The organism is Hymenobacter swuensis DY53 (assembly GCF_000576555.1).
Taxonomy (GTDB): Bacteria; Bacteroidota; Bacteroidia; order Cytophagales; family Hymenobacteraceae; genus Hymenobacter; species Hymenobacter swuensis.
Map to the genome: position 1 here is coordinate 129,096 of NZ_CP007145.1, position 11,948 is coordinate 141,043.

11 protein-coding genes are annotated in these 11,948 nt (G+C 60.8%); 5 read left to right on the forward strand and 6 right to left on the reverse strand.

What is annotated here, in order from left to right; genetic code table 11:
• Position 1: 1 nt before the first annotated feature.
• Positions 2-280: a hypothetical protein gene (locus HSW_RS24505; RefSeq protein WP_197031929.1), complete on the forward strand. Its 279-nt coding sequence runs from the start codon at positions 2-4 to the stop codon at positions 278-280.
• 153 nt (positions 281-433) lie between these two features.
• On the opposite strand, the gene rpoN is transcribed toward HSW_RS24505, so the two are convergent.
• Entirely contained in the window at positions 434-2,017 is a 1,584-nt protein-coding gene (gene rpoN, locus HSW_RS02060) for an RNA polymerase factor sigma-54 (RefSeq protein ID WP_044000631.1), read from the reverse strand.
• A gap of 276 nt (positions 2,018-2,293) precedes the next feature.
• On the opposite strand from rpoN, the gene asnS reads away from it, so the two are divergent.
• Positions 2,294-3,697, forward strand: a complete 1,404-nt coding sequence (gene asnS / locus HSW_RS02065) for an asparagine--tRNA ligase (protein ID WP_044000632.1) — start codon at positions 2,294-2,296, stop codon at positions 3,695-3,697.
• 93 nt (positions 3,698-3,790) lie between these two features.
• Here the strand turns inward: asnS and HSW_RS24020 are convergent, their stop codons facing one another.
• The 3 genes from HSW_RS24020 to HSW_RS02075 are packed head-to-tail and all read right to left on the reverse strand — an operon-like array spanning position 3,791 to position 4,886.
• Positions 3,791-4,285: a hypothetical protein gene (locus HSW_RS24020; RefSeq protein WP_155832785.1), complete on the reverse strand. Its 495-nt coding sequence runs from the start codon at positions 4,283-4,285 to the stop codon at positions 3,791-3,793.
• 57 nt (positions 4,286-4,342) lie between these two features.
• On the reverse strand, positions 4,343-4,594 hold the full coding sequence (locus HSW_RS02070; RefSeq protein WP_044000633.1) for a hypothetical protein: 252 nt from the start codon (positions 4,592-4,594) through the stop codon (positions 4,343-4,345).
• Between the two features lie 52 nt (positions 4,595-4,646).
• On the reverse strand, positions 4,647-4,886 hold the full coding sequence (locus HSW_RS02075; protein ID WP_155832786.1) for a hypothetical protein: 240 nt from the start codon (positions 4,884-4,886) through the stop codon (positions 4,647-4,649).
• A 124-nt stretch (positions 4,887-5,010) separates the two neighbouring features.
• On the opposite strand from HSW_RS02075, the gene HSW_RS02080 reads away from it, so the two are divergent.
• Entirely contained in the window at positions 5,011-6,630 is a 1,620-nt protein-coding gene (locus tag HSW_RS02080) for an FAD-dependent oxidoreductase (RefSeq protein ID WP_044000635.1), read from the forward strand.
• 209 nt (positions 6,631-6,839) lie between these two features.
• Here HSW_RS02080 and HSW_RS02085 read toward each other — a convergent pair whose 3' ends face one another.
• The gene (locus HSW_RS02085; RefSeq protein WP_052346014.1) at positions 6,840-7,301 is read right to left on the reverse strand and encodes a hypothetical protein; all 462 of its coding nucleotides are present in this window, start codon (positions 7,299-7,301) and stop codon (positions 6,840-6,842) included.
• 205 nt (positions 7,302-7,506) lie between these two features.
• A complete protein-coding gene (locus tag HSW_RS22395; protein ID WP_052346015.1) occupies positions 7,507-8,208 on the reverse strand; it encodes a hypothetical protein in 702 nt (233 codons plus the stop codon).
• A gap of 275 nt (positions 8,209-8,483) precedes the next feature.
• Between HSW_RS22395 and uvrA the strand changes: the two genes are divergently transcribed.
• The gene (gene uvrA / locus HSW_RS02095; RefSeq protein ID WP_155832787.1) at positions 8,484-11,621 is read left to right on the forward strand and encodes an excinuclease ABC subunit UvrA; all 3,138 of its coding nucleotides are present in this window, start codon (positions 8,484-8,486) and stop codon (positions 11,619-11,621) included.
• Between the two features lie 111 nt (positions 11,622-11,732).
• Positions 11,733-11,942, forward strand: a complete 210-nt coding sequence (locus HSW_RS02100; RefSeq protein ID WP_044000636.1) for a hypothetical protein — start codon at positions 11,733-11,735, stop codon at positions 11,940-11,942.
• Positions 11,943-11,948 lie beyond the last annotated feature (6 nt).

Consider the following 11,948-nt stretch of genomic DNA (forward strand, 5'->3'; position numbering starts at 1 on the left):
AATGAGGACGAAACCTAACGAAGGTAAGCACCCGCGCTGGTTTCCGGGCGGCTACTCAGGCCGCCCGTTGCCCGGCTACGGTCAGCCGGTGGCTACTCATGTCCTGGCTCTGTACCTGTGCGCCAAGGTTGCCCGCTCGCCGGGAACTACTCTCCAGCAGTTGCCGGGCCGGGCGGGTAGCCGCGCCTACGACCGTGGGTCCCAGCAGAACGGCCAGGAGCAGAGTAGGCAACAAAACGGCGAGGAACGTACGAACCAGGGACATGAGCGGCGGCAATAGAGGTGTGTGAAAGAGGCGTTGTATGGTCATCTACGCCCGGTTCTGCTGGCCCGGATTAGGCTCCGGGTACTCTATTGGACGAACGAAGCCCCTTACTCGGCCAACAGCAGCGGCGACGGGGTAAGGGGCTTCGGTTGGCCTGGCAACAGGGGCTTACAGTTCCTTGCGCAGGCGGGCCACCGGAATATTCAGCTGCTCGCGGTACTTGGCCACGGTGCGGCGGGCGATGTTGTAGCCCCGGGCATTCAGCATTTTTTCCAGCTTATCGTCGCTGAGCGGGCGGTTTTTCTGCTCACCCTCGATGATTTCCTTCAGAATGTGCTTCACCTCCCGCGAGCTGGCATCCTCACCCGAGTCGGTGGCAATACCTTCGGAGAAGAAGTACTTGAGCGGGTAAATACCGAACTCCGTCTGCACGGCTTTGGAGTTGGCCACCCGGCTCACGGTGCTGATGTCCATCCCGATTTCCTGGGCAATGTCCTTCAGAATCATAGGCCGCAGCTTGCTCTCGTCGCCCTCGGCGAAGAACTCGCGCTGGTAGCGTACAATGGAGTCCATGGTGCGCAGCAGCGTGTTCTGGCGCTGCCGGATGGCATCAATAAACCACTTGGCCGAGTCCAGCTTCTGCTTCACGAAGGTCACGGCTTCCTTCATCTTCTTGTCCTTCTTCGACGCCTTATCGTAGGCCTGGAACATCTCCGTGTAGGCCGGCGACACGCGCAGATCGGGGGCGTTACGGGTGTTGAGCGTGAGGTTGAACTGGCCGTTGTCGTGGGTCAGGATAAAGTCGGGGATGATGTACTGCACTTTGCCCATGCCCACGGGGCCGGTACCGCCGGGCTTGGGGTTGAGCTTGAGAATGAGGGCAATGGCGTCCTTCAACTCATCGTCTTCCAGGTCCAGCTTTTGCTGAATGCGGGGGTAGTGCTTCTTGGTAAACTCGTCGAACGTCTCGTTGAGGATCTGCTCGGCGTGCTCGGTGGCCTCGTCCTGGGGGCGGCGCTCCAACTGCAGCAAGAGGCATTCCTGCAGGTCGCGCGCGCCAATGCCGGCCGGGTCGAAGGTCTGAATAACGTGCAGTACGCTCTCAATTTCGGGCACCGTCACTTCCAGATTCTGGGCAAACGCCAGGTCGTTGGCAATGGCCGACAGGTCGCGGCGGATGTACCCGTCGCCGTCGATGGAGCCGATGAGCTGGCGGCCAATGGCTTCCTGCTTCTCATCGAGGTTGGCAAAACCCAACTGGTCGAGCAGGTTGTCCATGAGCGAGCCGCTGGTATCGGCCAGGGGCATTTCCCGGTCGTCCTCGTCCTCGCCGGGGCCGTCGCCCTGCATTTTGTAGCCCGCTATTTCGTCGTCGTGCAAATAGTCGCTCAGGTCCAGGTCGTCGGCCGATTCCGACTCGGGCGCTTCCGTGGGCTCGTCCTTGATGGGAATTTCCAGCTCCGGCTGCTCCTCGGCCTGGCCGCTGTCGAAATCCTCCTCCAGCGTGTTGTCGGGGTTATCGAATTCGGAGTCCGGGTCGTCGAAATCATCCGTTTCCGCTTCTTCCTCGCGGTCCTGGTCCTCAAACTCGTCCTCCTGGTCCTCGCCTTCCTCCAGGGCCGGGTTCACCTCCAGCTCTTCCTTGATGCGGGCTTCCAGCTCTGCGGTGGGAATCTGCAGCAGCTTAATAAATTGAATCTGTTGGGGGCTCAGCTTCTGCGAGAGAAGCTGCTTCATGTCCAGTCGTTGCATACTCTGAAAACGCGTACGCCCCGCCGGTAATAAAACGGGGTGGTTAGGCCAAATATAGCCCTTTCTGTACTTGGGTTTGGGGGAAAATGTTGGGATTTGCCTGTCATCCTGAGCGGAGCGAAGGACCTTACTATGTCAGCACAACTATCGTAACAGCGACTCGTGCTGATATAGTAAGGTCCTTCGCTCCGCTCAGGATGACAGGAAGTGCAGAATCCGCCTGCCAAAACTTCTACCTTTGCAGCTCTTACATTCTTTAGCAGAACCGATTTCCCCATGTCCGACCTCCGAAGAACCAGCGTGCAGGATTTGCTCCGCAGCACCGAGCTGGACCGCGAAGTGCTGGTAAAAGGCTGGGTACGCACCCGCCGCGGCAACAAATACGTGCAGTTTATTGCCGTGAACGACGGCTCCGGCTTTAATTCCATTCAGGTAGTAGCCAACGCCGAGCAGTTTCCGGAGGAGAAGCTCAAAGCCGACGGCGTGGACAACGGCGCTGCCGTGGCTGTGCGCGGCAAGCTGGTGGCCAGCCAGGGCAAAGGTCAATCGGTAGAAATCCAAGCCGAAGAAATTACGGTGTATGGCACCGCCGACCAGGACGCGTACCCGCTCCAAAAGAAGGGCCACACGCTGGAATTCCTGCGCGGTATTGCCCACCTGCGCCCCCGCACCAACACGTTTGGGGCGGTGCTGCGCATCCGGCACGCCATGTCGTTTGCGGTGCACAAGTACTTCAACGACCACGGCTACTTCTACATCCACACGCCCATCATCACCGGTTCCGATGCCGAGGGTGCCGGCCAGATGTTCCGCGTGACCACGCTGTCGGACACCAAGCCGCCCCTGAACGAGGCCGGCGCGGTGGATTACAGCCAGGATTTCTTCGGCAAAGCCACCAACCTCACCGTGTCGGGTCAGCTCGAAGGCGAGGTGGCAGCTATGGCCCTGGGCAAGGTGTACACCTTCGGCCCCACGTTCCGGGCCGAGAACAGCAACACGGCCCGCCACCTGGCCGAATTCTGGATGATTGAGCCCGAAGTGGCCTTCTTCGACCTGCAGGACAACATGGACCTGGCCGAGGACTTCCTCAAGAGCCTGGTGCGCTACGCCCTGGAGCACTGCCCCGACGACCTGCAGTTCCTCAACGACCAGTACGACAAGGAGCTGCTGAACCGCCTGAAATTCGTGGTAGAAAACGACTTCCAGCGCCTTACCTACACTGAGGCCGTGGATATCCTGAAAGGCGCCAAGCAGAAGTTCGAATTCCCCGTTGACTGGGGCACCGACCTGCAGTCGGAGCACGAGCGGTATTTGGTGGAGAAGCACTTCAAGAAGCCGGTTATCCTCACCAACTACCCCAAGGACATCAAGGCCTTCTACATGAAGCTGGACGAGGATGGCCGCACCGTGCGCGCCATGGACGTGCTGTTCCCCGGTATCGGTGAAATCATCGGCGGCTCGCAGCGCGAGGATGATTTGCAGAAGCTGCAGCAGCGCATGCAGGAAATGCACGTTCCCGAGGAGGACCTCTGGTGGTACCTCGATACCCGCCGCTTCGGCTCGGCTCCGCACGCCGGCTTCGGCCTGGGATTCGAGCGCCTCATCCTGTTCATCACCGGCATGGCCAACATCCGCGACGTAATTCCCTTCCCCCGCTTCCCCAAGTCGGCGGAATTCTAAATCACGGATTTAGGCGGATTTTCCGGATTACACGGATTTTGTAGATGCTTCAATGGCCGCCTCACTTATGTGGGGCGGCCGTTTTATTGAGCCTTATGGGCTGGCTTTCTTGGAATGTCTAAGCAAGAATAGTGTCACATCGGTATGATGGCCACTATTTCCATCTGTTATAGAAGCTTTCGTTCTTCCTGCGGAAGTGCTTATTTCTATTCTTCTGGCAACATCATCAGAAAATTCAGGCAAAGAAACAGAGCTTTTGTCTGAAAGAGTAGGCAGGTCAGCGAAAGTCTGTTGAACCAAGTAGTATAAACTATCAGATGCTCGCGCTGATAGTGTGCCAGTAGGGGCTTGGATGAATGAGCTAAACCTCTCTCTGCCCTGAGCAGACCATTGGTAGCGTGTCAGTACTCCGGGTTTTGCCTGCACAGTGACCAGCGTGGCAAAAGAATCGGGAATGGGTGTCAGGCCGTCCCCAGACCATCTGACTTGTTCTAACAGTTGCAGGTCGTACAGATACTTTCGTTTTTGTTGCGGCTCGGTGCAGGCCACAAGCGAAACGGCTGTTATCACGATCAGCAGGTAGTTCATGCGTAGTAAGATAGCCTGCTGATGAGGTTGAGCATTCTTATCGAAGAACGCGTTTTCTCAGCAGTAATTCCGCAGCTCCTTATCATCCAAAGCCAGCAGGTTATCCAGCCGCAGCTCGAAGCCGTCCTGCAGGCGCAGGTATTCTACTTTGTCGCGGATATAGAGGTCCTGGATGATGCCGTGGTAGGTGCTGGGCGGGGTGTCGGGCTCGGTGCGGTAGGTGAGGGTGCAGGGCTGGCCGGTGGTGGCGTGGGCTTCCAGTTCGTCGTAGAACGAGCAACTGATGGGTTTGTAGGGTGCGGTTGCCATGAGTGAAAAGGAAAACGTACCCTCCGGCATACGGCAAACGCTGGCCCCTGGGTTAGGCCGCCAGTCGGTGCCCGTTTACGGCCACCAGCCAGTCGAGGCGCAGCTCGCAGCCGCCCGCCAGCTGCAGATAATCGACCTGACCGCGCCGCAGTACGTCCAGCAGAATCCCGCGTACCGCAAACTCGGCCGAGGTGCCCGGCGTGCGGTACACCAGCAGGCAGCGGTGGCCGCCGTGCAACAGCAGTTGCAGCTCCGGCGGCAGGCCATGGCGCACAGGAACAGTAAGAGACATAGCGGGCTGAACGGATTGAACACTAAAAGGATATGGGCAGACAGCTATAATTACGCAAAGACAACACAACCCGGTTTTCCTCCGGCTCGTTGGCAGGGCAAGCCCCACTGTTATTCCGCTGCTCATGCCCGAATTCGACTTTGCTCCCGCCGATGCCCTTCAGGAAGGCGAAATGCGCACGTTTACCGTCGCTTCGGGAGCGTCCGTGCTGCTGCTGCTGCGCCAGGGGCAGTACGTGGCTTTGGCTCCCAACTGCCCGCACTACGGCGCACCGCTGGAAAAAGGCCGGCTGGTGGGCGACCAGCTGATCTGCCCCTGGCACCACGCCTGCTTCCGGGTGCCCGATGGCCACCTGTGCCAGCCGCCGGCTCTCGATAACCTGCCCAGCTACCCCGTGCGCGTGGCCGCCGGCCGGGTGTGGGTGCAGCTGCCGGCCCGCCCCGCCGCCGCCACCGACTCGCCCGACGCTACGCCCACGGCCTTGGTGCAGGGCACGGAACCCGCGCCCAATGCCGCCGCCCCCGATGCCCGCACCTTCGTAATTGTGGGCGGCGGGGCCGCCGGCCAGTTTGCGGCTCAGACGCTGCGCACCGAGGGCTTCGGCGGCCGCATCGTGCTGGTTTCGGCCGAGGCCGCCGCGCCCTACGACCGCACCAAGCTCAGCAAAGCCTACCTCGCCGGTAAGGCCGATAACAAGGCCCTGCCGCTGCGCAAAGAAGATTTCTACGAGCAGCACCGCATCGAGCTGCTCCCTGATACCCGCGCCACCGGCCTGAGTCTGCGCACCCGGCAGCTCAAGCTCAGCGGCCGTGGCCCTCTTCATTACGACGCCCTGCTGCTGGCTCCCGGCAGTACGCCCAATACCCTGCCTAAGCTACCCGGCCAAGACTTGGCCGGTGTGCTGCCTTTGCGCTCGGCCCACAATGCCGAGCAGCTCCGGCAGGCCGCCGCCCAGGCCCGGCGCGTGGTTATTATCGGGAGCAGCTTTATCGGGATGGAGGCTGCCGCCAGCCTGGTAAGTGAGGAGCGGCAGGTGACGGTGGTAGCCCAGGAGGCCGAGCCGTTTACCCGTATTCTGGGCCCCAAAATCGGGCGGATGTTCCGCAACCTGCACCGCCGCCACGGCGTGCGGTTTCGGGCCGAGGCCGAAGTGGTCAGCCTCGAAGGCGAAAACGGCCACGTCACGGCCGTGCGCCTGGCTTCGGGCCAGCGCCTGCCCGCCGATGTGGTGCTGCTGGCCGTGGGCGTGCGCCCGGCCACCGATTTCCTGTCCGAAACTTTCGATCTGGAGAAAGACGGCGGCCTGCGTGTGGATGCCTACCTCTGCGCCGCCGAGCACGTGTACGCCGCCGGCGACGTGGCCCTGTTCCCGCTGCCCGGCGGCCTGGGCCAGCACCGCATCGAGCATTGGCGGGTGGCCCAGCAGCACGGTGCCACCGCAGCCCGCAACATGCTGGGCCATAACAAGCCCTTCCGGGAAATGCCCTTTTTCTGGACCCAGCAATTCGGCAAAAGCCTGCGCTACGCCGGCCACGCCACCGTCTGGGACGAAATCATCTTCCACGGCGACGTGCGCCGCCACAAGTTCCTGGCCCTCTACGCCTACCAGAACAAGCTGGTCGCCGCCGCCGCCATGCAACACGATGATGACATGATCTGCATCGAAGAGCTGCTGCGCACCGGCCGCATGCCCACCCCCACTGCCGCCCGCCGCAAGCTCAACTGGAGCAAGCTGCTGGCTTAAGGCGAGAACCACTAATGAACTGAATGTACAGAACGTCATTCCGAGCTTGCCGAGGAATCTCGCGTGCTGACGTTGCAGTGGTAATCCAACAAAGCAGTATATATGCTTCGGCAAGTGGATACCAAATGAGACATGATTGTCTGGTACTGTTCCCAAACACAAACGCCCATCCAATTTGGATGGGCGTTTGTGTTCAAAAGAAAACCCAGCTAGTGTTTGCCCTTGCCGTGTCCTTTGCCATTCCCGTTACCATTTCCGCCATAGCCGAGCTTCTTAGCCTGGCCGGGCGGCAGGCCTTTACCGCTTTCAAGGCGCTTCACCTGGCCGGGCGGCAAGCTGGCGGGGTAAAGCTGCCGGTGGCGCGTCACGAGGACCCAGGGCTGGGTGCCGCGGTAATCAATCACTACGGGATGAAAGCTGGCGGGATTGTAGCCACTGATGCTGCGTACCCGCGTCCAGCGGCCGTCACGCTGCACAATGTACTGCTGGTCGCGCAGGTCGTAGTAGCCGCCGTACTCGGGCACGTAGTAGTACTGCGTGCCGGCCGGGGCGGCGGGGCCCCAGGAGGGCGGGTTGACGTTGATGGTTACCTGAGCCTGCGCCGATTGGATGGCTCCGGCCAGCGACAGGGTCAGCAGGCTGGACAGGGCTATTTTGGGAAGAAGATTCATGCAGACGAAGCGTAAAGTGAACAGGTGGGAGAGAGGATCTAGGTGTACTGGTTTGCAAGAACGGGACCAGTTCAGCCGTACCAGTGGGCAAAGACTGGCAATAAGGGCCTTAACGCAACGATTAATGTTTGGTTAAGCGCACTGCTGACGTCATAAAAACACTTTCGGTCACTAGCTGAAGGCGTTTTTTATGGTGTTGCTGGTGCTACAGTGCGCGGCCCCGCCGTCTGCCGCCGCCGTATTCGCCGGGAGCTTGTGAGGGAGTGTTGGGAGCGGGTTGCTCGGGGCGGGGAGAGTAGCCGCCCCGGTCGTCGCGTCCGCCCTGGCTGTTGCCGTTGCGGCCGTAGCGGTTGTCGTCCCGATCATACCGCCCGTCCCGGTCGTTGCGGTCATCCCGGCCATTATAGTCGTTGCGGCTGTCGCGGTAGCCGTTCTGGGCGTAGCCGCTCTGGCCGTAGGGGCGGTTGCCGTAGTAGCCGGGGGCGTAGCCGCCGCGCGGGGCCACCACGTAGCCGCGGCCGGGCCAGTTGCTGCCGTAGTAGCGGCCAGGTCGTACGCCCCACCGGTCACAGTATTGGCGGTGGTCACGCAGGTAGCCCCAGGGCTGCCGGCCCACGTACTGAATAGCTACTGGGTGGAAGAAGCGTGGGTCGTAGCCAGCATACATGCGAGGCAGCACGGGCGAGCTTACCCAGGCTCCGTAGGCCGGGTCGAAGAACAGGTAGGACTGATTATAAATATCGTAGTACCCATCAATTTCCGGCACGTAATAATACTGCACGTTCGGTGGTACGGCCGGGCCCCAATAGGGCGCGTTGATATTCACCCGGACCTGCGCCTGGGCACTGCCGCCGGACAGCAGCAACCCGAGGGCCAGCACAAAACCCGATTTCAGGAGAGTTTTCATGGATGCAAAAAGCAAAAAAGCGTTCCGGCACCACTAGGCAAAAGCCGCACCATAAATTTTGCAACAGGCATTAGGCAAGCCACCGCCGCCCAACAGGAACTTTGCAGCCGGCCGGGACATTTCGAGCGTCGGCGTTGTTACAGACCGTCTGCCCCCGTTGTACCGGGCGGCACCCCCGGGCTGGCGGCGCTAAAACTGCTGGCAAATAAACTATTGGGGGTAGCCTGCCGGGCGCGTTTTGCGTACTTTTGCAGACTTATCCGCTTCGCTGCTGCATGGCCAAAAAATCAACCGCCGCTTCTGTTTCTTCCCCCGCTGCCCCCAAACCGGCCGCGGCTCCCAACCCTACCCGTTCGGCCAAGGCGGCGAAACCCACGGCAACCACGGTTGAGCCGGCTCCCAAGCCCACCAAGTCCCCGAAACCGGTTAAGGCGCCCAAGTCGGCCGCCGCCGCCGTAGCCGATGGCACTAACCACCACAGCACCGCTGCCGTGCAGGCCGTGCCGCGCCAGGAGCAGGTGAGCGAGGCCGTGTTGGAAAACCAGGCCCGCATCCAGGGTCAGTTGCTGGGCCCGGCCGATCTGGAAGCGCCCTACATTGAGGTGTACGGAGCCCGGGAGCACAATCTCAAGAACGTGTCCGTGAAGATTCCGCGCGGGCGGCTGGTGGTGTTCACTGGCATTTCGGGCTCAGGCAAGTCGTCGTTGGCGTTTGATACGATTTACGCCGAGGGCCAGCGCCGCTACATGGAAACGTTTTCGGCCTACGCCCGCAGCTTTATGGGCGGGCTGGAGCGGCCCGACGTGGACAAGATTGAGGGCTTGTCGCCGGTAATCAGCATCGAGCAGAAAACCACCTCGCGCAACCCCCGCTCCACGGTAGGCACCATCACCGAGATTTACGACTTCCTGCGCCTGCTCTACGCCCGCACTGCCGAGGCGTTCAGCTACGCCACGGGCCAGAAGATGATCCGGCAGAGCGACGACCAGATCATCAACTACATCCTGAAGGAGTACGACGGCCGCAAAATGGTGGTGCTGGCTCCGGTGGTGAAGGGCCGCAAAGGCCACTACCGCGAGCTGTTTCAGCAGGTGGCCAAGCTCGGCTTCACCAAGGTGCGCGTCGATGGCGAGTTGCTCGACCTCACGCCCAAGATGCAGGTGGACCGCTACAAAATCCACGACATCGAAATCGTCATCGACCGACTGGTGGTGAAGGAGGAGGACCGGTTCCGCCTCTCCGGCTCGGTACAGAATGCCCTCACCCAGGGCAAGGGCACCATGCTGGTGCTGGATGCCGACAAAAAGAAGGACAACACCCAGTTCTTCTCCCGCTTCCTGATGGACCCGGCCACCGGCATTGCCTACGATGACCCGGCCCCCAACACGTTCAGCTTCAACTCGCCCTACGGGGCCTGCCCTACCTGCAATGGCCTGGGCGAAGTGCAGGAAATCACCGAGGAAACGGTGATGCCCGACAAGAAGCTCAGCATCAGCCGCGGCGGCATTGCGCCCCTGGGCGAGTACCGCGACATCTGGATTTTCCAGCAGCTGGGCCTGATTCTCAAGAAAAACAAAGCCAGCCTCAGCACGCCCATCGAAAAGCTGCCCGCCGACCTGGTGGAGCGGCTGCTCTACGGCGTGCCCGAGGACGAGGACGCGGACCCCAAAAAGGCCAACTACACCGAGCCCTTCGAGGGTATCATCCCGTTTCTGCGCCGCCAGATGGAGTCGGAGTCCGACAACATCCGGGAGTGGATTCAGCAGTACACCCAGGCCAAGGAGTGCCCCGAGTGCCATGGTTTCCGCCTCAAAAAGGAGTCGTTGCACTTCAAGATTGCCGACCACCACATCGGGCAGCTCTCAGTGATGGACCTCAGCGAGCTGGCCGCGTGGTTTGAAGGGCTGGAAGACCGCCTCTCGGAGCGCCAGAACCTGATTGCCCGCGAGCTGCTGAAGGAAATCCGCAAGCGTATCGGCTTCCTGCTGGAAGTGGGCCTTGACTACCTGAACCTGCACCGCTCGGTGCGCACGCTCTCGGGCGGCGAGTCGCAGCGTATCCGCCTAGCCACCCAGATTGGCACCCAGTTGGTGGGCGTGCTCTACATCATGGACGAGCCCAGCATCGGCCTGCACCAGCGCGACAACGAGCGGCTTATCAAGGCCCTGCAGCACCTGCGCGACTTGGGCAACTCGGTGATTGTGGTGGAGCACGACAAGGACATGATCCTGCACGCCGACCACGTGCTCGACATTGGTCCCGGCGCGGGCATCCACGGCGGCCAGATCGTGGCCCAGGGCACGCCCTCCGAAATCTTCACCAGCGGCTCGCTCACCTCGCAGTACCTCAGCGGGCAGAAGCACATTGAACTGCGCAAGAAAAAGCGGGCTGGCGAAGGCAACGAGTTGGTGCTGCGCGGCGCCAAAGGTCATAACCTCAAAAACGTGACGGCCAAGTTCCCGCTGGGCAAGCTCATTGCCGTCACGGGCGTGTCGGGCTCGGGCAAGTCGTCGCTCATCCACGATACGCTGTACCCCATCCTCAACCAGCACTTCTTCAATGCCAAGCGCGAGCCGCTGGCGTATGATAAGATTGAGGGATTGGAGTTCATTGATAAGGTGATTGAGGTGGACCAGTCGCCGATTGGGCGCACGCCGCGCTCCAACCCGGCCACCTACACCGGCGTGTTCACCGAAATCCGCCAGCTGTTTGCCAACCTGCCCGAGGCCAAAATCCGCGGGTACGGGCCGGGCCGCTTCTCCTTCAACGTGAAGGGGGGGCGCTGCGAAACCTGCGAGGGCGCCGGCATGCGCACCATCGAAATGAATTTCCTGCCCGACGTACACGTGCCCTGCGAAACCTGCAAAGGCCGCCGCTACAACCGCGAAACGCTGGAAGTGCGCTTCAAAGGCAAGAGCATAACCGACGTGCTCGACATGACCGTGGAAAAGGCCGTGGAGTTCTTCGAGTTTCAGCCCCGCATCCTGCGCAAAATCCAGACGCTGAACGAAGTGGGCCTGGGCTACCTCACCCTGGGCCAGCAGGCCACCACGCTGAGCGGCGGCGAAGCCCAGCGCGTGAAGCTGGCCACGGAACTCAGCAAAAAGGACACCGGCAAGACGTTCTACATCCTCGACGAGCCCACCACCGGCCTGCACTTCGAGGATATCAACCACCTCTCCGTCGTCCTGCACAAGCTGGCCGATAAGGGCAACACCGTCCTCATCATCGAGCACAACCTCGACCTGATCAAGGTAGCCGACCACCTCATCGACATCGGGCCGGAAGGCGGCGGGGCGGGGGGCACCATCGTGGCCCAAGGCACGCCCGAGCAGGTGGCCAAAGCCGGCAAAGGCCATACCGGCCGTTTCCTGGCTGAGGAGCTGAAGCTGAGCAAGTACGCGGAGGCGTGAAATGAGAATATTGCAGTTATCCGAAAAAATAAATGCCTTGATTTTAATGAATCCTTGGCTGGGGTTAAGGTATTGTATAGTTTAAGCCTTTCTTTTCCAATTCCCACGGTTATGAAAGTCCTCGTTTTTCCCGCCCTGCTGGCCGTTGCCATAATCACCACGCCACCCAAACCCTTTGCTGCCGAAACGGGCAAGGCGGTAACTACCCGCACTACTGTGCAGAATGCTCAGTCGGCCCCATTCACAAACCGGGCAGATCAAACCGAGAAAATTCAGAATGCCATACCGGCCTCGGAGTCTGACTACACGGCCCGCCGATAAACAGGT

What these genes read in the sequence shown, in the direction of transcription:
- HSW_RS24505 (WP_197031929.1), top strand. Translation starts at nt 2, where the DNA reads ATGAGGACGAAACCTAACGAAGGTAAGCACCCGCGCTGGTTTCCGGGC.
- HSW_RS02080 (WP_044000635.1), top strand. Translation starts at nt 5,011, where the DNA reads ATGCCCGAATTCGACTTTGCTCCCGCCGATGCCCTTCAGGAAGGCGAA.
- rpoN (WP_044000631.1), bottom strand. Translation starts at nt 2,017, where the DNA reads ATGCAACGACTGGACATGAAGCAGCTTCTCTCGCAGAAGCTGAGCCCC.
- HSW_RS02085 (WP_052346014.1), bottom strand. Translation starts at nt 7,301, where the DNA reads ATGAATCTTCTTCCCAAAATAGCCCTGTCCAGCCTGCTGACCCTGTCG.
- HSW_RS22395 (WP_052346015.1), bottom strand. Translation starts at nt 8,208, where the DNA reads ATGAAAACTCTCCTGAAATCGGGTTTTGTGCTGGCCCTCGGGTTGCTG.
- HSW_RS24020 (WP_155832785.1), bottom strand. Translation starts at nt 4,285, where the DNA reads ATGAACTACCTGCTGATCGTGATAACAGCCGTTTCGCTTGTGGCCTGC.
- asnS (WP_044000632.1), top strand. Translation starts at nt 2,294, where the DNA reads ATGTCCGACCTCCGAAGAACCAGCGTGCAGGATTTGCTCCGCAGCACC.
- HSW_RS02100 (WP_044000636.1), top strand. Translation starts at nt 11,733, where the DNA reads ATGAAAGTCCTCGTTTTTCCCGCCCTGCTGGCCGTTGCCATAATCACC.
- HSW_RS02070 (WP_044000633.1), bottom strand. Translation starts at nt 4,594, where the DNA reads ATGGCAACCGCACCCTACAAACCCATCAGTTGCTCGTTCTACGACGAA.
- HSW_RS02075 (WP_155832786.1), bottom strand. Translation starts at nt 4,886, where the DNA reads ATGTCTCTTACTGTTCCTGTGCGCCATGGCCTGCCGCCGGAGCTGCAA.
- uvrA (WP_155832787.1), top strand. Translation starts at nt 8,484, where the DNA reads ATGGCCAAAAAATCAACCGCCGCTTCTGTTTCTTCCCCCGCTGCCCCC.